A 20,406-nucleotide genomic window follows, 5' to 3' on the forward strand; every position below is an offset into this window, starting at 1 on the left:
GATCGATCGAACCTAACCGATCTTCGCGGTGTCGCGGGGCCCTCCGCATCGAACAGCCAAGAACACGCTTCCCGGATGAGGCGGGCGAAACGATCATTAAAGGTGGTCGATCGGCATGGATCTCGCCGAACTGGGTATGCAGCCAGCTGCTGATTTCGGGCGTCTAGCGGTTGAACCCGGCTAGACCTGAGCGAGTATCGATGCGAGATGCGCCTGCGGGCGCCGTTGCGTTGTGGGATCGACGGACGTGTTGAACCCGTGTCGGTCCTAGGTCAGATCGCCAGGGCGAGGGCGGCGAACGTCACAGACATCCGTGTCGCAGGCGGGGCATCGATGGCGAGTTCATAATGTCCGCGGCGGAGGTTCTGCGTGAAGGCGTGTCCGGCGATGACCACTTGTGCTGTCTTGTCGGTCCGCAGCCCGCGCATCGGTCTCAACCGGTGTTTGAGCTGGCTGTGATCGGCTTCTATCGGGTTGTTCGCGTACTGCTCGACGTGGTGCCATGCCGACGGGATCAGCTCATCCAGGACGGCGGGGTAGACCGCAGCGGCGTCGGTAACCACCTCGCTGGGCTTCACTTTCAGCGTGGACAGCGCCCGGCGGAAGAACCGCCGGGCCGCGCCGGCGTCGCGGCGTGCCGACACCAGCACGTCGATGACCTGCCCGTATTGGTCGACCGCCCGGTACACGTACCGCCGCACGCCGTTGACCTTCACGTAGGTCTGATCAACGTGCCACCTGTCACCGGGCGAGTGGCGGCTGAATCGGGCGGCGTCGGCCAGCAGCGGGGTGAACCGCTGCACCCACCGGTAGACGGTGACGTGATCGACCACGACCCCGCGTTCGGCCAGCAGCTCCTCCACATCCCGATACGACAGGTTGAAACGCAGATACCAGCGGACCGCGACCACGATCACCTCGGTCGGGAACCGGAACCCGGCGAACGCCGACCTCGGAGGCAACCACGGCCGAGAGCGTGTCGATGACTTCACTGCTCAAGCGTGCCTCGATCATGCCAACGCTCTATGCAACGGAGCCCACATGGACTGCTGCTAGAGCTCTCGGCGGATGGCGATGCGCTGGCGGATCGCGTCGGCCGCGGTGGCGTCGATGTCGACCATGATCTTCAGGGCCGGCTCCCAGGCGTCGTGGGCCGCTTCGTGCTCGCCGGCGGTGTGGTGGGTGTCGCCCAGGTGCGTGAGCACGGTGGCCTCGAGGTGGCGGGCCCCGGCTTGGCGGGCCAGCGTCAGTGCCTGGCGGTAGGCGTCAGCCGCCTGAGCGAATTCGCGCAGGTGGTGGTGCGCGAATCCGATGCTGTCCCAGGTGTCCGCCATCGCGCGGTGGTTGTTGGGGTCGATGAGACGCAGTGCTCGTTGGCAATACGTCAGCGCGTCCAGGTGATGGCCGAGTTGTGCGTGACACCAGCCGATGGCGTTGAGTGCGGCGGCCTGCTCGTTGGCGTCCTCGGCTTGCTCGGCCCACGCCAACGCTTGCTCGGCGTGGTGGAGCGCACTGTTCGGATCTTGCCTGTGGTCGTGGAGATTGGACAGCGAGTGGTGGACGACCGACTGCCCGAGCGCGTCCCCGGATTCCTCGTACAGGCGCAGCGCCTGGCTCAAGTGGGCGCCTGCGTCGGCGTCGTGGCCGAGCAGCATGCACGCGTAGGCGAGTCGGCGGTGCGCGAAGGCCTGCGCTCGCATGTCCCGCAGCGTCCCGGCGGCGGAGAGTGCGAGCTGCCACGCGTGGGCGAAATCCGACCAGTGACCTTGCCGTTCCAACGCGGAGTCGGCGGCCCACGCGAGCTGCCAGACCTGCGTTGTCATTCCCAGGTCGCCGGCATGGCCGAGCACGGCGAGCAGGTTGGCGCGCTCGGAGGCGAACCAGGCGAGAGGTTCGGTCAGGCGGCCGACACTGGTGTGCGGGGCCGGGTCGCCCAAAGGGATCGCGCTGGGCCGGCGTCCCGGGCTCAGTTTCCGGTCCGCCGCGACCGCGGTGTGCAGGTAGTGGTCGAGAAGCCGCTCGAGGGCTTCTCGCCGCCGATCCGGGCCTTCTTCGTCGTACGCGAGTTCTTTGGCGTAGTCGCGGAGCAGATCATGCAGCGCGTACCGGCTCGGGTTCGCCTCGGTGAGCAGAGAGGCCGTCATGAGCTCGTTCAATTGAACGCGTACCTCGGTCTCTGACAGCCCGGCCAGGCTCGCCGCCGCGGACAGTCCGATGTCGCCACCTGGGTTCAGGCCGAGCAGCCGGAACAGGCGGGCGGCGCCTGGTGTCAGGGCGCGGTAGGACCAGGAGAAGACGGCCCGGACCCGGGTCATCGAGTCTCCGCCATCCAGGGCGTCCAGGGGCCGGCTGGTGGCGGCGAGGTCGTCCGCTACCGCGGCGAGCGGGAACTGCGTCTGCTGGGCGCGTGCGCCGACAATGGCCAAGGCGAGCGGCAGCCCGGCGCACCACGTGACGATTCGCTCCGCCATGCCCGGCTCCTGCGATACCCGGTCGGGACCGAGCCGGCCAATCAGCAGCTCGTGTGACTCGGCTGGCGACATCAGCCCGAGCTGGAGCGGGCGCGCCCATTCGGTGACGACCAGACCGGTCAACCGATGCCGGCTGGTGACGAGGACGGCCGCGGTGGGCGTGTCGGGCAGCAGCGGGCGGACGTGGTCGGCGTCGCGGGCGTTGTCCAGTACGACGAGCATCCGGCGGCCACGGATCACGCTGCGGTACTGCGCCACTCGGGCGTCCAGGCCGTGGGAGATCTGTGCGGCCGGTACGCCGAGTGCATCGAGGAAGCGCCGCAACACCTCGGCGGGATCCAGTGCCCGGCCAGCCGGGCCGAAGCCGTTCAGGTCGACGTACAGATTGCCGTCGGGGAATCGGTCGGACACCCGATGCGCCCAATGTATGGCGAGCGTGGTCTTGCCGACGCCGGCTGTGCCGGACACGGCCGCGATCACCATGGCCGATGCGTTCAGGCCGGCGTCCAACAGGTCGTCGAGCCAGCAGAGGGCGGCTACCCGCCCGGCGAACGAGGGCATGTCAGCGGGAAGCTGCCCAGGTGGGTTGTTCTTGCTGAGCTCTGATCGTGAGGCGGCGTCCTGTGTGGAGGCGAACCTCGTAACCGGTTCCTGCCGGAGCACGCGCCGGTGAGCGTGAACGAGAGCGGGGCCAGGCTCTATCCCGAGATCGTCGACGAGGCGGGCGTGAATATCGGCGTACACGGCGAGGGCGGCGGCCTGCAGGTTGCTGGCCGCAAGCGCCGCCATCAGCTGAGCGTGCAGTGGCTCGTGCAGCGGATCCACCGCGGTCAGGTCGCGCAGCCGGGGAAGACATCGCTCAGGACAACCGTGGGCCAGGCACAAATCGGCGTACCACAGCGCCGCACCGATGTACTCGTCCACAATCGCCACGCTGAGCGGATGGATGCGCAGCTCGGAAATGTCGGCTAAGGGGGTGCCTCGCCAGAGGTCCAGTCCGTTCTCCAGCAGGGCAAGAGCCTCTACCGGCTCGGCCGCACGGGCTCGGCGTACCCGGCGTCGGAAATCGGCCAGGTCGAGTTGGTCGTCGCTCAGGTTGAGCTGATAGCCACCCGGCGTCCAGGTCACCATGCTCGTCTCACCGGACGCGTCCGGCTGCAGCGAAGACCGCAGCCGCGACACGTAGGTCTGCACCGCCTGGGCCGGGGCCGGCGGCGGATCGACGCCCCATAGGACGTCTACCAGGTCCGCGGTCGGCACCGCGGTGTTCGCCGCGAGCGCCAGGCGGCCGAGGAGTACACGCTGCCGCCCGCGGCCCACCGGCACCGGACGGCCGCCCCGGCTCACCGCCAGCGGCCCCAGCACCTGCACCCGCACCAGACCTGTCGGGGATGCCACCGGCTCGACCCACTCCGAGCGTTCATCGGCCGCGGCGCGAAACGCGGCCTCCGAGTCCCCGGTCAACGCCAACGCGACCACCATCGCATCCACGAACCCGCGACGGGGTCGACGGGTCCGTCCCTGCTCAAGGTCGCGGATGGCGGCCACGCTCAGGCCGACCCCAGCAGCCAGCTGCCGTTGGGTGATCCGAGCCGCCCCACGAGCCATCCGTAGCAAGTCACCGAAGCGACCGTGATTCGCGCTGGTGGCCATGTCACTGCTCCCCGTCGCGCACGCCATCGAAGTTGACCATAGTACGGGTCGGTACGGGTAGGGAACGGCAAGCGAGCAGACAGGAGCACCGCTCAGGATCAATCTCGTCAACGGCGTTCCACGAGGAAATTGTTTAGCTGCGCAAAACGGCGGGTCACATTCACCACGCGATCTTGGAGGTAACAGGGATGAACTGGGAACGGAAGTCTGCGCTAGCGCTGGCCGGAGCGGTTGGCATGTTCGTGGCGACAGCTGTCGCCACGCCGGCTCAGGCCGCGGGAGACCGCTCAGCCCCACCGGCCAATCCGACGTCGATCGCCGCGGGATGTGTCGAGTTCAACGGATGGACGAATATCGGCACGAACCGCTACGTCACCGTCGAGAACTGGTGCGGAAGCAAGAAGTGCTACCGTGTCGACATCCCGTATTCCACCGACCCATTGATGAGCGTTGCCGCGTGGGCGGTCGAGACGGACAGGTACGCGTCGAATAACCTCCCGCAAGGCCGCGGCATCTATGAGGACTCCTGCTTCTAACTGAGCGCGGCATCAGCGACGGGTTGGGTTGGACCGGCAAAGCCTCGGCGGCGGTCCGAGCTAGGCCGTATCCCGGCAGCGCCGAACTCGGGTCAATCGACGTGCGCGTCGTGTCGGTGGTCTACGAATGGCGAGGTCTCCCTGGTGATGACGATTCCACAAGGAATCGCCATTCGCCGGGAGACCTCGTCTACAATTTGGCCTTCATTCTCCAGCTCGAATGCCCGCCGAGCTCGAAGTGGCTTGGCTGTGCACATCGACGCGTCGGTAGTCGTGGCGAACGGGTGGTGCGGCAGTCTCGCCAGCTCCGACGAGACCGGTATGCGGAAAGGCAACGGTCTTGGGTGGGCCGCCGTCAGTGTTCAGCTTGATCATCCTGATCGCGCCGTCCAGAACTCCACTTTCAAGCGCGGCTTCCAACGCCCGCATCACCGTCGCCCTCTTTGCGCGGTCAGGAGTGAAGCGACCGCAGCGCATGGTGCTTCCCTCCGTGAAAGATCGCCGGGCGCTGACCGTGCGCTCCGGCCCATGGCATGACCGTCCGCCTTAACACTTGTACGGACCTTGCGAGTTACGTGAACCCGCAACGTGGACCGAGTGAGTTACCGGCTGGTGCGGGCGCGGGCTTGGGTGGATGCGCCGCCAGGGGGACCAGCCAAATAGAAGGCGGTCGGTCGGGTCATGGTGGTGACCAGCTTCGCCAACAGACGCCGGATTTCGGCAACGGTCAACGGGACAGAGTCCAGGTTCGGTGGGCCGCCGGCGTTCGGTCGCCAGGCATCGCGGCCGGGATCGCCGCATCGCAGCGGAGCTGTAGTTCGCCTGGCGGCCAACGGCCAGCGGGGCGTCGCAAGCGCAATCCGTCGCGTCGCTTGATGGTCCGGCGCAGCTGCTTGAGGTCCAGGTGCTGCCGCTCCGCGCGCTGCGCAGCGTCCCGGATCACCCACCACCGGCGTGCGAACGCCTGACGCGCTGTCCTGCGGCGGCGAGACCTCGTTGCGTTGCGGTGCAGCCGCAGCGGACTGGGACGTTGACGGCACCACTAGTCGGGCAGCAGGATAGTGCCTGCCAGGTGATACCCCGGTTGGGTATCGGTTGGTGTGGCTCCTCGGACACGCAATCTCCGCGTTGGTGCGCAGTTTCGGTGTGCCTGTTCAGAGACCTCTGGACACGCACTTTTTGCTTCTGTGGATGCCGTCGACTGGCCGGCGGGGGTGGTCGTCGTGACCGCCCCGATGGTGCCGGCCCTGATTCCCCGGGCGCTGCTTGCCGGGGCACCTGCCGCTGTACGTGAGGGTCTGCGGACGGGGTCCGCTGCCGTTGGCGGCGCTCGCTCCGGAGGCCACCTGGCACACCGACAGTGTCTATGCGTTGACGCCGGTGGACCGCAGCGGGCGGATCGCCGACCGTGGCATCGTCGCTGTGCTCGGCTGGCCGCCGGGGACACGGCTGGATGCCCGCGAACGGGCCGGCCTGTTCACGGTTCACGCGCCCGGTGACGGCCGCTGCCGGATCGACAGCCGTGGTCACCTCATCCTCGCGCTGGCGCTGCGCCGCTGGTGTCGGCTCGGGGCGGGGGACCGGCTGCTGCTGACCGCCGATCGCCGGGCAGGGGTTTTGAAGGGGTATCCGCTGCCGGTTCTTGACCGGCTCCTGGCAGCGGCGTCGTCGGCGGGCGAGGGTGGTGGTCTGGAGTGAACCAGAGTGCTGGCCGGGAGGCGGAGCTGGCGGCGGCCCGGCTGCTGCTGGAACGGATGGGTATCTCCATCGAGGACCTGACCGGGGCGCCGGTGGAGGCTCGGGTGGTGCCGACGTTCGCGCAGTACGTGCCGATCGCCGCCGCGGCGGTGTCGCCGGGCGCTCGCCGGTCGTATGGCTCCTACTGGAACAGGGTGCTGGAGCAGTGGGCGGATCGGCGGCTGGACGAGCCGACCCCGTCGGAGATCGAAGCGCTCCGCGGCCGAGTCCAGGCAGCGGTCGTCGCCCGGCGGAATGGGCGGGGCGGCCTGTCGGCTGCCGAGCATCTGGTGGCGGCGCTGCGGTGTGTGTATCGCCGGGCCGAGGCGGACGGGTTGATCCGGGAGGCGGACAACCCGGCCCGGAAGGTCGCCAAACCCCGGCGGCCGTGGCAAGTCGCGGCCGAGTGCGCGTAGGTAAGCCTGAGTCTGCCGTACCGCGCCCAAGTGCGCCCGCCGAACTTGGTGTGGAACCCATGCAACCATTTGTGGCCCATCGTCGTCCTTGGTTGGCGTCGAGGGGAGTTCGATGGTGCGGAACTACGATGCGCTGACGGAGCTGGTTGCCGTCCGGGGTCCAGCCCTGCTCGCCACTGCGGTGCTGCTGACAGGCAATCGCGCCGCGGGTGAAGATCTGCTGCAGGCCGGGCTGGAGCGGATGATGCGTTCGTGGCGACGAGTCGACGGCGACATCGAGGCCTATCTGCGGCGCACCATGTATCACCTCGCTGTCGATTCATGGCGAGTACGCCGACGCCGGCCCGAGATCCTGGTGCCGGTCGACCCCCCGCCGACGGACGACGGCTTTGAACGGTTCGCCTTGCGAGAGGCGTTGATCCGCGCGCTCGGCGAGTTGCCGGTTCGGCAGCGTGCCGTCCTCGTGCTGCGTTATTTCGAGCAGCTCAGCGAAACCGAGGCGGCCGAGGTACTCGGCTGCGCCGTCGGGACCGTCAAATCGAACGCCTCGCGCGGTTTATCCCGACTACGCGAGCTGACCGCCTCATGGGAAGACCTGTCGAATGGAGTATCCCGATGACGACTCGCCTGGAAGAGGAGCTCGCGGATGCGATGCGGTCGCTGACCGAAGGCCTGCGTCCCACGGACGGCCTGGTGGCGCGTGCCCTGCGGCGGCACCGTCGACGACGGATGCGCTCGGTTGCCGCGGCCGGCACCTTTGTGGCGTTAGCGGTGGTCGCCGTAGCCGCCGTGCAGCCGATGTACGCGAGATTAGGCACAACGCCCGACGAACCCACGATGTTGACCGTCGCGGCGATTGTCGAGCGGGCGGCGGCGGCGCTCCCACCTGACCAGATTCAGCATTCCTTGACGACAGACACTCGCGACGGCTATTCGAGGGAGTGCTGGCGGGATCCGATCACCGGTGACAGCCGATGCCGAGATCTGCCTTCGCGGCCTGGTGCGGGCGATACGGAGTATTGGCTGCGCGTACGGCCGGACCCATCCGGAGGAAAGGTCTGGTCTTACACCATGGTCGACCACGCCGCACGCACCTGGACAACACGTGACGCGCGTTTCCCGGACGGGGGATCTTCTCGGGAGCTAGAAGATCCTCGGTCACTCTTCGAGCGTGACGAGCTCTACATGGAGGGTGAAGAATCGATCGATGGGAATGACACCTTCATGCTTGGACGGCAAATTGTCGACCCCACCGGCATCTTCGTTACCGAGCATATCTGGGTCGAGACCGACAGCTTCCGCCTAGTCCGCTCCCTCATCTTCGATAGCGAATACCGGTCGCAGACCGATTACAAATGGCTTTCCCGCGACAACGAATCGCTTGAGCTTCTGAATCCTGTCGTTCCAGCAGGCTACTCGCGTCGATAGCGGTCGCCCGGTTCACTTTGCGCGCCTGCTGCCACGTGCCTCTTCGCGATGCTCACGAAGATGCGTGGCATGGTTTGCCGCGACCACTAACGGGAGCTCGAAATGCTGACTATCAGCACCACGGTTTTGTTCATGGGTGTGGTGTCGAGCGACGCTGTCCTCGGGGCGCGGGGCGAGCGCGCGTGGTGACGGTTGACGACCTGCCGCGGCTCAGTGGAGCGGTGCCGAATTACACGTGGGCGCTCGGCGTGTTGGTGGCGGTTTGTTCTGTGTTGTTCGTGGTGGCCTATCTCCGCCACTGGGCGCCTCGGGTGGCTGCCAGCATCGGTGTCGCAGTGCTGGTGCGGGTCGTTGTGGTGTGGGTCGCGTTCGGACAGACGCCGCGGGATGTGGCGAGTTACTTCCGGGTGGCAGGCGAGTTGTTGCTGCGGGGCGCTGATCCGATGACGCACATGCCGCAGTTCCGGTGGAACTTCTTGCCGTTCATGCCGATCATCTTTGGTGCGGAGTTGAAGACCGGCATCAATTGGGAGATCTCTGGCAAGATCGCGCCGGTCATCGCCGACCTTGTGCTGGTCGTGCTGCTGGCTAGGCTCGGCGGCAGGGAGCATCAGGGCCGTAACGTGGCGCTGCTCTACGCCGTGTGTCCGGTCGCGTTCCTGGTCACCGCCGTACACGGTCAGGTGGAGCCGATCGCGCTGGCGTTCGGCGTCGCCGGCTACCTCGCCGCCCGCGGCGGCCGTCCCGGGGTGGCCGGCGCGCTGCTGGGCCTGGCGATCGCGGCCAAGACCTGGCCCGCTGTTCTGCTGCCCGGCCTGCTGCGGGAGATCCCGTGGCGCCGGTGGTGGCGGGCGCTGGCCGGCGTTGCCGCGGTGCCGTTGTTGTTTCTGCTGATGGTTCCGTTTGTGCTGCATGACTCGCTGCGCGCGGCGATCGACACGCTGACCGGTTACCGGTCGTTCGTGGGCCGCTGGGGCTGGGCCGGCATAGCCCACGTCTGGGACGTCGTTGACCTGGGGTACGCAGGCCCGGGCGTCGATACCGCGCAGCGGGTGGGCACGCTGCTCACCGCGGTCGCGGTCCTCGGCGTGCTCGCCCTGTTGTGGAAGCGGGCCGACGGTGTTGCGCTGACCGGGGGACTGATGCTGGTCTTCTTCGCCGTCACGGCGGGCTTCGGGATCCAGTACCTGCTGTGGCCGGTGCCGTTCGTGCTGTTGCTGCGGCGCCTTTCCGGCATCGTCTACGTGACGCTGGCCGGCGTGTATTCAGCGCTGTTCTACATGTTCTACGAAGCGGTCCCGGACGTCCGTGACGCCATGAACGTCGTCCTGCCCGCTGCCTCGCTTGTCGTCATCGTCGCCGGGCTGGCCGCGCTGCCGCGGCGTCTCCACGCCCCGCCCGGGCCAGGGTCGGGCGGTCCGGGCCAGCCGCGGATCCCAGCGCAGGCGGGTGCACCGGCGGCGGTGCGCAGCCATGACAGCGGCTCGTCGGCGACGATTACTTCGGCCGTGAGAAACACGGGCGGAGGCCACTTCCGCGGCTCGGTGCCGGCGACGCGGGCACCGAGGCATCCGCGGCCGACATCGACGACGAATCCCTACCTCGAGATCCACCAGTAACGTGCGACGCCATCCGGAGGTTGTTCTGTGAAGCTGTCGATTTTGATGCCGGTCTACAACGAGGAAGAACGCATCGCGGAAGCGCTCAAGCAGGCGCTCGCCGTGGAATACCCGTGCGAGATCGAGCTCGTCGTCGTCAACGACGGCAGCCGCGACGGCACCGGCGCGATCCTCGACGCGGCTGACGACTCGCGGCTGCGGGTCATCACCCACCAGCGCAACGCCGGCAAGGGCGCGGCCATCAAGACCGCGGTCGACAACGCCGAGGGCGACTACATGGTCATCCTCGACGCCGACCTCGAATACGACCCGCTGGACATCCCGCGGCTGCTCGACCCGGTGCTCGACGGGCGGGCCAAGGTGGTCTACGGCAACCGCACCTTCGGGAGCCACAGCGCCTACAGCTTTTGGTACGTGATGGGCAACAAGGCCGTCACCACCGCCGCCAACGTGCTCTTCAACTCCTACATCGGCGACCTGGAGACCTGCTTCAAGCTGCTGCCGGTCTCGCTCTACCGCTCGCTGGAGATCAAGTCGCGCGGCTTCGGCATGGAGGCCGAGGTCACCGGCAAGCTGCTGCGGCGCAAGATCCGCCCCTACGAGGTGCCGATCAGCTACCGGGCCCGCGGTCGCGAAGAGGGCAAGAAGATCACGTGGAAAGACGGCGTCGAAGCACTGTGGATCCTGGGCCGCGAGCGCACCCGCAAACCCTGAGCACCACTGGCTGGCCGGGGATGGCCCCAGTCGCCAGCGGCGCCTGCTCAGGCCCGCATCTCGCCCGTTCGGCGGCCCACGCAAGGTGGCGAGGCAACGACGAACGCTCCCTTGTCGGCGATCTGGCCTTCGCCGTAACGTTGCCGCCGAATCGGTCCCCCGTGGATGTTCGCCGAGGTACTCGTCTGGAGCTCAATAGCACGGTCACCCACAAGCGACCGCATCCCGTCGCGCTTACGTCCACAAGCGATCGCCGTAGTAGCTGCCAGCGTCGAGTTGAGCTGGCGGCGATTTGAGCTGGAGGAAGACGACCCGACCGCGACCATTCCTCAATGGACCTGGCCTGAGCTTTAGCTTGCGGGCGTGAGCTCTTCGCCGGATACGCCGACGGTGCGGTCGAGGCGCACGACCGGTTCGGTGTCGACGTTCGCCTCACGCCGGAGATCTCCCGCGGTCAAGAACCCGGCCTCGCCGAGCTCGTCGCCACCTCCGTGGTCGCGTTTCGGGACCGGGGTGTCGTCGGGCTCGGTTCTGGTGGTCCGGAAGGCTCAGCACGAGTGTCTGACTATGCGCGAGCGAGCAGGTTGCGGAAGGCATCCGCGACGGCGTCGAGCTGATCTTCGGTCATTCGCTGGGGCGGCGCGTCGGTCGCCGCCAGCCTTGCTTGTGCGCTCGTCTTGATCGCGCTTGTCTTTTGATTCATCCGGCGGTCAGGACCGGGTCGCAACCCGCATCGAGCGCCTCCCGGTAGCGGCCGATCTTGGTGTCGTACTCATCGGCGGCTTGCCGCCGGCGGACGGTTTCGTCGCTCGGGTCGTAGGCGGCGAGCGCGGCTCGGTCTTGGGCTTCGGCTGCCCGGCGAAGATTGGTTGCCAGCGGTCGTCCGCCGAATTCCTCGGCGAGGAAGCTGTCGATCGGTGCTGCGATCGCGTCTTCGCAGAGATACAGCACTGGGGGGGGTGCTGATCCTGTGCTGGCGAACGTAGTCGCGTGAAGCGGCGCACCGGTAGCAGAGGCGTCCGTGGTTCGGGTTGCCGGCGATGTTGCGCCCGCAGATCCCGCCTGAGCTCAGCCCGCGGAAGAGATACGGGCCTGGCCGGTGACGAGACGGTAGACGCGTCCCGCGGTACCTTCAGCTACCTCCACCCGGTGACCGGCGCGCTGAGCTGGTCCTTTGAGTCGCAGCCCGGAGCGGCCACGCCGGCGTCACTGTTCGCACGGTTGAGCAACCGCGGAGACCCGACAGTCGGTGATCACACCAAGCGCGCCGAAGCTGGTCGTGGGTCGTCAGCCTGGCTCGCCGTACGCGCCCTGAACCCACTTGATGGCCGTCCGCATGTCGGCCCGGCCGCGCTCGATCCGCTCGACGTCGACAAGCGCCACGTCGACCTCGCCGTTGGAGTCGCGGGCGGCGGCGACCGTCGCACGGATCTCGCTGCCGGCGTTGCGGATGCCTCCGAGCCCCTCGACGAGGGTTCGCAGATCCATCAGCCTCTCCTCAATCCCACGAACTCACTCCATGCGCGCGCCTCCTGGTCCTGAAGGCGGGCGACCAGACCCAGATCCAGTGGTGTGCTCGGGCGGTCCATGACGGGCGCGAAGACGGCTTCCAGCCGCTCCTGTGCGCGCAACCAGCGGTCGAACGCTTCCGCCGTCTGGTCGGTGGCGGAGTCTTTGACGATCAACGGCCCTGCCGACGTGTTTCGTGACGAACGACCGAACAACGCACGCAGTATCCGTGAAGCCATCGAGGTCTTTCCTTCCGATCGATGTGTGTCGGTCCCGGCAGGTGCCCGCGACGCTGGCGGCGACGCGGGCACCCGGGACATCCGTCAGGGCATCGCTCTGGAGATGATGTTGATGTTTGTCACCAGCGGGTTCTTGTTCAGGGCCGGAAGTTCGATTTTCTGCCAGATGGAGTCGGCATAGAAGCCGCGGGTAAACGTGTTGACCTCGCCCGAGGCCTGCTCCGCGAAGCGCTTGGACGTGGCACCCCAGACCTTTGTCGCCTGCGCATCCGTGAGGTTTCGTGCCATCCGCCCGCTCATGCTGTTCAACCATCCACCGCCCGGCGTCATGTCGAGCGTGGTGCGTCCAGTCGAGCGGGCGAACGACTGAGCGGCGGCCTTGGACCCGGGTCCGGACCAGAATACCGACTTGCCGGGCAGGGTCGAGACGTTGATGAACTCGGCGGCGCCGCGGAAGTAGGCATACGAGGCCTTGTTCTTGAGGAAGGATCCGGCGGCCTTGGCCCCCGTGCCGACCTTGCCAACGGGCAGGAACGCCGCGGCGGCCCACGCGCACGAGCCGTTGTCGCCCTGGTCGCACTTGCGTGCGTCGGTGATCCCGGTGAGTTTGCCGAAGTTGGAGCCAGCCAACCGGTCGGCCGCGGCTTCCTTGTCTCCCGAGTCACCGGCGACGTTCGTCGCCGACGCGGTTTCGAGATCGTCCCAGGTCTGCATCGCCGACTTCATCCAGTCGGGACTCTGGTCGGCCTCCGGCCCTTCACCGAAGAAGCCCTGTACGTTCTCGATGCCCTCTTCGATCGCGTTGCCGATGTCACTCAACGAGGGGAGGTGACCGTCGAACTCCACGTAGCTGATCGGGTTGCCACCCGCCAGGGCGTAGCGGTTCTGCGTCAGCGGATCGAGAGAGAGACCGAGGTCCGCCAGCGATCCCGCGAACATGTCTTCCTGCCAGAACCGACCCATGTCCGGTCCGTATCGACGGGTGCCCATGTCGTAGGCGGCCGCGCCGCTGGCGACCGGTGTCGCGCTCGAACGCGCCGTGCCGGAGTCCATCCGTTTGCCGCCGTAGCGGAACGGGTTGACCGGGGCCTGGCTGTCGGTGTCACCGGTCGTCATCGACTGTGGGTCACTGCTCGGCGAGTCGGACCCGCCGTAGGCGTCGTAGCCGTAGGAGGCTTTCACCTGACCGGAGTCGCCGATGAGCTGCGAGACCGAACCCTGCGGGTCGTAGGCGTACCCGAACTGCTCCTCCGCACCCGAGACGTTGTCCTTGCTCGACATCGAGATGCGGTGCCCGTAGCTGTCGTACGAGAACTGCTTGGTCTTCGGATTGGTGCCGCCGGTCTGCTTCTCCTCCGTGACGTCGCGGGACATGCCCTGGTGAGTGAAGTCGGTCGTGCGATCCTTGCCGGTGCCTGAGTGGTCTTCGACCTGCTTGGTCACCCGGTCGAGCGCGTCGTAGCTGTAGGTCGAGGTGTCGGTCGCCGTGGCGCCGCCCGAATACTGGCGGGTGGCCTTGAGGCGATCGAGGTAGTCGTAGGTGTGGTCGGCGATCAGGTTCGCGCCGCCGGCGCCGTCGGTCTTGTTGCAGTCGGCCTGGCTTCCCGCGGCCAGGGTGAGGCAGTCGAGGTTCCCGAAGTCGTCGTACCAGTATTTGCCGGTGACCCCGGAGACCGTGATCTCCTTGTTCTGGTCCGCCTCGTAACGACGGACGAGGGTGGTGCCGTCGTCCTTGTTCTCGGTCGTGACGTTCCCGGAGCGGATCGTGTTGTCGCCGATGAGCTTGTCGGGCTCGTCGAGCTTGTACGTGGTGACCTTGCCCTCGCGCTTCTGGTGGCTGACCAGCTTGTCGCGAGCGTCATAGGTGTATTTCGCGGTGCAGGGTGTCGGCCCTACGCACGCCGTGGCGCCATTGCCCTCGGCCCGCTTGAGAATGAAGCTGTCGGTCGTGCGGTTGCCGTTGGCGAAGCGTCCGGCCTCGTCGACATAACCCGGGCTGTGCGACTCGGTGACCGCGCCCGACCCGTTCTTCGTCACCAGGGAGCGCAGTTTCCCCGAGTCGAAGTAGTCCCAGGTCGTGGTCTGCTTCTTCGGCCATGTCGACGGGTCGGCCACGCACCCGCTCGCCGCGCGGTAGACGTCGCGCTGCTTCTCGAGCCCGTTGGACCAGAAGGTGTTGACGATCCGCTCGTCGTTCTTGCAGGCGTCGTCGACGCCGCGGTCGAGCTGGCCCGAGAGCCAGTCGGCACCGTCGTAGGTCATCTCGTAGCGGCGCGGCGCCTTGGTCTGGGTGCCGGCGTCGTTCTCCTCGCCGTTCTCGAGGCGGAGTGTGACATTGCCGTTGGCGTCGTAGGTGTAGGAGTTGGCTTTCCAGAGGGTCTCGCCTTCCTTGCGGTAGCGGACCTTGGACGCCTCATCGAAAGCGGTGTAGTCGGCCCTGACGTCGACCGCCTTCTGGCTCGGGTCGTCGAGCCCGTCGGCGTCGAGCGCCCGGGTCAGGTTGTTGTTCGCGTCGTAGGTGTAGGTGCTGGGCTGTCCCTTGTAGTCGTTGCGCGAGGCCTGCAGGCCGTCCTCGAAGTAGGTCCAGCTGCTGCGCCGCTGTTCGTTGAGTTGACCGGGTGAGCCGCGCATCTCCGGCACACGTTCGAGCTGCCAGCCCTGGGCCGTGTACCCGAAATGGATGGTCGGGTTGCGCGGATCCTTCGATGTCGCGACCCAGCCCGTGTCGAAGTACGACATCGTCGTCTTCGCCGTCGGGCCGACCGATCCGGCGGCGTCGGCCGTCACCGGCAGGCTCGTCCAGACGACGTTGCCGTTGCGGTCGTACGCCTGGTGGGTGTAGCGGCGCTCGGAGCCGTCGGCCCCGTCGAACGGCTGGGTCTGGCGGACCTGCCGGTTCAGACCGTCGTAACTGAACTCGGTGACGTAGTGGCCGTTGTTGGCCTCGACACCGCGCGGTGAGATTCGCTTCTTGACGTTGCCGTTGGCGTCGTACTCCGTCTTGGTCACGACCGTGCGACCGGTCGCGGCGTCGAAACGCTGACGCACGAGCACCGGCGCGTCCCGCTGGTCGTACTCGGTCTCGGTGCGGCCGTTGCGGCCGGCGACGATGTCCTGCTCGGTGGAGAAGACGTTGCCGTTGTCGTCGTAGGTCGTGCGGTTCGCGTGTCCCAACGGGTCCCGCGAGACGGTTTGACGGTGTGCGGCGTCGTAGTCGTAGCTCGCTGTGAACGCCGTGCCGGTGAGCGGGCCGTTGCCTGGGCACGACACGCTCGGCAGTGCCGCGCGCGGTGAGGTCACCGAGCGCAGGTCTCCGGCGACGTCGTAACACAGGTGGGTGTGCCGAGCCTGTGCGGTCGACGCTCCGTAGGTCGTCTCACGGACGATCCGGTCGAGTGTGTCGTAGGCGAACGCGGAGGTGAAGTCGTCGACGGTGGCGGACAGCGTGCCCTTCGGCATGGTCTGCCTGGTGATTCGCCCGGCCGCGTCGTAGGCGTAGGACCACCGTTCGCCGTCGGGGTCGACGGACCGGTCCGGGTTTCCCTGCACGAGGACCCGGTCCATCGGGTCGTAGCTCGACACCGCCGCCGAGCCTGACGTTCCCCGGTCGGCCGCCGTGCCGTAGTGCGGGCTGACCGTGCGCACGGCGTTGTCGTTCTCATCGAAGTCCACACTGGACCAGATCAGCCTGCCGCGATCACCGGTGGTCGACACCGGGGCGCTCTGCCGGCCCAACCGGTGGAAGCTGTCGTAGTCGAAGAAAGACTTGTAGGAGCGCTCGTCGACTCCGGAGGCGTCCTGGTGGTTCGGGTCCTGGATCCACCGGACGAATCCGTCGAGGTCGTAGCCGACCCGCGTGATGCCGCCAGTCGGGTCGTTGGTCTGGGTCGGCTGGCCTGACGGGTCGTACGACGGGAACGTGGTCGGGGGGTTGCCGTTGGCGTCCTTGACGGCCGCGAGCGTTCCCGGCGCGGCGGACCCGGCGAGGTTGTAGTCGTAGTCGGTGACCGCGCCTGTCGGGTCGGTCACCTTGTCGACGTTGCCGGCCGCATCGTAGGTGTAACGCGTCTGGAAATCGGTCGGAACGGTCGGCGTCGCCACACCCTTGGGTTTGGTCACCGTGGCCAGCAGGGACAGGTGCTTTCCGGCAGCGTCGTTCGCGTCGACGGCCGAGTCCAGATAGGTGAGCTCGGTGCGCTCGTTGTCCTGGTTGGTGGAGGAGGTCAGATAGCCGTTGGCGTTGTACGTGAAGGTGCTGAACTTGGTACTCGGTTCCGTCAGCTTGGTGACCTTGAAGTCAGGAGACCATTCCACCGATGCCGCCTGCCCGAGCGGGTTGACAAGGCGGACGACCTTGCCGTCGACGTCATAGGTGAACGCTGTGGTCCGCGACAGCGGTGCCTTGACGGTCGTCACCCGGTTGGTCGGGTCGTACTCGAACGAGGTGACCGCGTTCGCGCGGTTGGTGCGCGACTGCAGCTTCCAGCGCAGCTGCGCTCCTTCGCTGGGCCCGTAGTAGTCGAAGGTCGTCTCACCCTTGCGGGGGTCGAGGACACTGAAGATCCGGGTCGACTGGTTCGGGGTATGCGGGTCTGGCGCGCGACGTGTGGCGGGGTCGGTGATTGCCGGGCCGGACCCCGACGAGGTCGTGTAGGTGAAGACGAACGACCGGTCGACCAGCGGCTCGCCCGTGGCCTTGGTGCCACCGCGCTGCGTCAGGCGCAGCAGGTTGCCGTCGTCGTAATAGTCGAAGTCGAGCGCCGACTGCGAATGGTCGGTGATCCGCTTGATCTTGCCGCGGACGTGCGCCTTCTTCGCCTCGTCCTTCGAGTAATAGTCGACGCCGAACGACCGACCACCGGCGTCGGTCACCTTGACGGCCCGTTTCTTCGGGCCACCAGGGTCTTCGCCGGGCGGTGTGTCGACGAGATCGAAGAGCAGGGAGTTGCCGTTGCGGTCGGTCACCGAACGCGGGTAGCCCTCGTCGTCGAACCAGTGCGTGACATTGTCGGGACGGGTGATGCCCCAGCGTCTGTCGGTCGGGTTGGTCGGCACCTCGCGCAGGTAGAGGTTGACGCCCGGCGGCTCCTGCCAGCGGGTGACGCCGTCGCTGCCGACGACCTTCACGAACTCGTGGCTCGTGCCGTCACCGTCGACGAACGTGACGTTCTTGGGCGGCTTGAGGTCGAGTCGTTCACCCCACCTCGCGAGACTCGAGATCGAGAGCGAGAAGTTGTTGCCGGCCGGCGACCGGGAGTGGTCCTCGAGCGAGTTGTAGGACAGGTCGACCATCGTGGACAGGCCTCGACCGGGTGCGAGGAAGGGCGTCCAGCGCAGCAGCATGTTGCCGTTCGAGACGTTGGTGCTCGTCGACATCCCGGCGCCGACCTCGTCTCCCTCGTACTGCCAGAAGCGCTCGAAGCCGAGCGCGTTGTCGAGGTCCTTGGCCACCTTCACCGGGTTCTCCGCCGGCTTGTTGCCGCGCTGGGCGAACCAGTTGGAGCCGGCGGCGGCCGAGTCGTAGATGTCGAAGCGCAACACCGTCTCGGCCAGTTCCGCGCCGAGCGGGACGGCGGGCGGTTGGACGGTGACGGTGAGCTGGGCGGAGCCGCCCGGGGCGAGGCCGGGTAGGGTCCCACCGGCCGGTCCTTCGTAGAGGACCTTGCCGTCAGGGGTTATCCAGCGATACCACGGTCGAAGCGACGTCGCGCTCCAACTGGCGGAGCCAGCGTTCGTGATCTTGATTGGGACGGTGAAGGCGTCCGGGTCGGTCTTGGCCGAGTCGTCGGTGGGAGCGGTCGCTACGGCGCGTGTGGAGACCGCGGGGTCGACCGGCGTCGCCGCGTTGTTCTGCCCCACACCCAAGGGCGTCGCGGCAGCGTCGTCGGCGTTGCCGGCCTGACCGAGGTCGAAGTTGGCGATGTATTGACCCGTTCGATTGACGACGTTGACCACCACCGTGGCGGACGTCGTCGTCTGACCGCCGGCGTCGTACGCTTTGGCGGCGAGGATGTGCGCGCCGTCGTACGTCGTCGAGAAGGGATCGAGCGTGTTCCACGCCACCGAGTACGGGGCGACGGTGTCCTCGCCGACCAGCAGGTTGTCCGAGTAGAACTCGACGCGCGCGACGCCCTTGTCGTCGCTGGCATCGGCCGAGAGAGTGACCGTGCCTGCGGCCGTCCCGGGTGCCGGTGAGGTCAGGCTCACCAACGGCAGGCCGGTGTTGTCGACGACGAGCGTCGTCGCCGTCGATGTGGTGACGTTGAAGACGTCATCGGTGGCGCGGATCGTGACGGCGTGGTTGCCGTTGGAGGTCAGTGCGGTGTTCCACGGCATCTCGAAGGGCGCTACGTTGTCGCTGCCGATCGACGCGCCGTCGACGAGAAACTCGACCCGGTCGACGCGGCCGTCATCGGCGGAGTTGGCCTGGAGGGCGACTGTGCCGCGTACGGTGCTTCCGGCGGCCGGCGCCGTGAGCGCCGAGGTGGGGCCCCGGCTGACGCTGCCGTCGAGATAATCCACGATCAAGGCCGGACGCCGGGTGGTGGACTCGTCGGAGAGGTAGCTGAAACGGGGGTCGGCGACCAGAGGCGGCTCCGGAACCTCGGTGTCGACCTCCCGCTTGATCAACAGGCCATGGTTGGCGGTGCCGTTGGTCCATTTACGAACCAGGCCCGTGACCGCGATCATGTCGTAGCCGGCCGCCTTCGAGCGGTCCTTGCTCGGCTGGGTGCCCTCGATCGTCGCGTCGAAGTCACCGCCGTCGGACTGCCACCGGATCCCACCGACCTTCTCGTTCCAGCTGGCACCGGAGCCGTCGCAGGTCGCATTCCCCGTGCCTTCCGGCCAGTCGGTGGTCACGCGGTGCACGTTGAGAGGGCCGACGGGTGCGTTGGTCGCGCCGTAGCCGAGTTGCAGCGTGGCGTTACTGACGGTGGCACCGACGGGGACGTCTCGCAGATCGAAGCGGAGCATCGGGCGCATCACGGTGCGGCTGACCGAGTTGCCGATGCTCAGGTTGGTCGAGGCACCGCTGTTCTGCCAGCCGTAGCATCCTGTCGGGGGACCGATCATGCCGAGCAGGTAGGTGTCGGCGGTGGCCCGCAGGGTCAGGCGCGCGTTTCCCTGCGGCGGCGTCGTCACCGCGACGTCGGCCGAGGCGAGGGCGCCGTTCAGCACGCGGTAGAAGTAGGTCCTGCCGGCCCCGGCGGTGGTGTCCTGGAAGGACCGCACCGAGGTGTCGGCGATCGTCGTCAACCTCGTCGCGGCCGACGCGGTGAAGTTGGCGCTGGTGCCTCGGTGTATTTCGACGGCGACCGGGCCGGCGGCGAAGGACCACCTCAGTTCGGCTCCGCTGGAGCGCACGACCTGCGGCTCATCGAGCGTGATCTCGCCCGCGAGCACGGCGGCATGGGCGGTCGCCTGCGCTCGCGTCGGTGGGACGAACAGCGCCGCCGTCGCGATCATAATGATCACGACGACGGCGCGGCAGGACGGCATTACGCGGACACGGGTCATCGCATTTCCTCCCCCGGTCGCACTCCTTTTCCGGCATGCAGCATTCACCGATGCGCGGAATCAATCCTGCGCATGGTTGAATGGCGCACGGAGTTGGAGCGTGAAGAAACTGGCTTCGCTGTGGCCTAACGATGCGATGAATCGCATCGGACCGAGCAGGCTCGGCCCCCATGAATGTCAATGAGCCTCTGGCGCGATGAACATATACCTAACGGTTGCTGCAAGACAAGAGGCTCATCGATGTCCGAGTTAGGACAATTCAATGCGATTTCTCGGAAACGGAATCGTTAGTACGGCACGCTCTAGAAACACCCATCCAGATACGTCGGTGTGACGAATCAACGCCGGCGGGCGCTGATTCTCAGCGGGGGACTGTATGGGCAGCCGGCGGACAATTCGTCGAGACCCCGCCACGACGTCCGCGACCAGCCACAGGGCATTGACGTTCTTGACGCGCTCCAGACAGTGACGTTAACATCACCGCAACATTGTTAGCGCTAACAGTCTGCTCGGTCGCTGACCCTGCTGGACGAGACCGAGCCGGGGCGTGCGCTGGATGCCCAACC

13 protein-coding genes are annotated in these 20,406 nt (G+C 67.1%); 7 read left to right on the top strand and 6 right to left on the bottom strand.

The window, feature by feature from the left end; all coding sequences use genetic code 11:
- Positions 1-272: 272 nt before the first annotated feature.
- The gene (locus AB0J88_RS37760; RefSeq protein WP_364360522.1) at positions 273-962 is read right to left on the bottom strand and encodes an IS6 family transposase; all 690 of its coding nucleotides are present in this window, start codon (positions 960-962) and stop codon (positions 273-275) included.
- A gap of 90 nt (positions 963-1,052) precedes the next feature.
- Entirely contained in the window at positions 1,053-4,124 is a 3,072-nt protein-coding gene (locus AB0J88_RS37765; protein ID WP_364360460.1) for a BTAD domain-containing putative transcriptional regulator, read from the bottom strand.
- Between the two features lie 188 nt (positions 4,125-4,312).
- Here AB0J88_RS37765 and AB0J88_RS37770 point away from each other — a divergent pair, with 188 nt between their 5' ends.
- The 7 genes from AB0J88_RS37770 (at position 4,313) to AB0J88_RS37800 (ending at position 10,574) form a co-directional block, all read left to right on the top strand.
- On the top strand, positions 4,313-4,660 hold the full coding sequence (locus AB0J88_RS37770) for a hypothetical protein (protein ID WP_364360462.1): 348 nt from the start codon (positions 4,313-4,315) through the stop codon (positions 4,658-4,660).
- 1,320 nt (positions 4,661-5,980) lie between these two features.
- Entirely contained in the window at positions 5,981-6,358 is a 378-nt protein-coding gene (locus AB0J88_RS37775; RefSeq protein WP_364360464.1) for an AbrB/MazE/SpoVT family DNA-binding domain-containing protein, read from the top strand.
- The gene (locus AB0J88_RS37780) at positions 6,355-6,813 is read left to right on the top strand and encodes an integrase (RefSeq protein WP_364360466.1); all 459 of its coding nucleotides are present in this window, start codon (positions 6,355-6,357) and stop codon (positions 6,811-6,813) included. Before AB0J88_RS37775 ends, AB0J88_RS37780 begins: the two co-directional genes overlap by 4 nt.
- A 112-nt stretch (positions 6,814-6,925) precedes the next feature.
- The gene (locus tag AB0J88_RS37785) at positions 6,926-7,432 is read left to right on the top strand and encodes a SigE family RNA polymerase sigma factor (protein WP_364360468.1); all 507 of its coding nucleotides are present in this window, start codon (positions 6,926-6,928) and stop codon (positions 7,430-7,432) included.
- Complete coding sequence (locus tag AB0J88_RS37790) at positions 7,429-8,241, top strand: hypothetical protein (protein ID WP_364360470.1); 813 nt, start codon at positions 7,429-7,431, stop codon at positions 8,239-8,241. Before AB0J88_RS37785 ends, AB0J88_RS37790 begins: the two co-directional genes overlap by 4 nt.
- Positions 8,242-8,276: 35 nt before the next feature.
- Complete coding sequence (locus tag AB0J88_RS37795) at positions 8,277-9,860, top strand: glycosyltransferase family 87 protein (RefSeq protein WP_364360472.1); 1,584 nt, start codon at positions 8,277-8,279, stop codon at positions 9,858-9,860.
- A gap of 27 nt (positions 9,861-9,887) precedes the next feature.
- Positions 9,888-10,574, top strand: coding sequence for a glycosyltransferase family 2 protein (locus AB0J88_RS37800; protein WP_364360474.1), 687 nt, complete (start codon positions 9,888-9,890; stop codon positions 10,572-10,574).
- A gap of 699 nt (positions 10,575-11,273) precedes the next feature.
- Here the strand turns inward: AB0J88_RS37800 and AB0J88_RS37805 are convergent.
- The 4 genes from AB0J88_RS37805 to AB0J88_RS37820 all read right to left on the bottom strand — a co-directional run bounded on the left by AB0J88_RS37805 (position 11,274) and on the right by AB0J88_RS37820 (position 19,789).
- Complete coding sequence (locus tag AB0J88_RS37805) at positions 11,274-11,525, bottom strand: hypothetical protein (protein ID WP_364360476.1); 252 nt, start codon at positions 11,523-11,525, stop codon at positions 11,274-11,276.
- Between the two features lie 336 nt (positions 11,526-11,861).
- Positions 11,862-12,062: a hypothetical protein gene (locus AB0J88_RS37810; RefSeq protein ID WP_364360478.1), complete on the bottom strand. Its 201-nt coding sequence runs from the start codon at positions 12,060-12,062 to the stop codon at positions 11,862-11,864.
- Positions 12,062-12,259, bottom strand: coding sequence for a hypothetical protein (locus tag AB0J88_RS37815; RefSeq protein ID WP_364360480.1), 198 nt, complete (start codon positions 12,257-12,259; stop codon positions 12,062-12,064). Before AB0J88_RS37815 ends, AB0J88_RS37810 begins: the two co-directional genes overlap by 1 nt.
- Positions 12,260-12,406: 147 nt before the next feature.
- Positions 12,407-19,789, bottom strand: a complete 7,383-nt coding sequence (locus tag AB0J88_RS37820; protein ID WP_364360482.1) for an Ig-like domain-containing protein — start codon at positions 19,787-19,789, stop codon at positions 12,407-12,409.
- Positions 19,790-20,406 lie beyond the last annotated feature (617 nt).

Origin of the sequence: Asanoa sp. NPDC049475, assembly GCF_040676915.1 — a bacterium.
GTDB lineage: Bacteria > Actinomycetota > Actinomycetes > Mycobacteriales > Micromonosporaceae > Asanoa.

Excerpts from the sequence above, each read along its gene's own strand:
- AB0J88_RS37810 (WP_364360478.1), bottom strand. The coding sequence starts at position 12,062 with ATGGATCTGCGAACCCTCGTCGAGGGGCTCGGAGGCATCCGCAACGCC.
- AB0J88_RS37820 (WP_364360482.1), bottom strand. The coding sequence starts at position 19,789 with ATGATCGCGACGGCGGCGCTGTTCGTCCCACCGACGCGAGCGCAGGCG.
- AB0J88_RS37785 (WP_364360468.1), top strand. The coding sequence starts at position 6,926 with ATGGTGCGGAACTACGATGCGCTGACGGAGCTGGTTGCCGTCCGGGGT.
- AB0J88_RS37765 (WP_364360460.1), bottom strand. The coding sequence starts at position 4,124 with ATGGCCACCAGCGCGAATCACGGTCGCTTCGGTGACTTGCTACGGATG.
- AB0J88_RS37790 (WP_364360470.1), top strand. The coding sequence starts at position 7,429 with ATGACGACTCGCCTGGAAGAGGAGCTCGCGGATGCGATGCGGTCGCTG.
- AB0J88_RS37770 (WP_364360462.1), top strand. The coding sequence starts at position 4,313 with ATGAACTGGGAACGGAAGTCTGCGCTAGCGCTGGCCGGAGCGGTTGGC.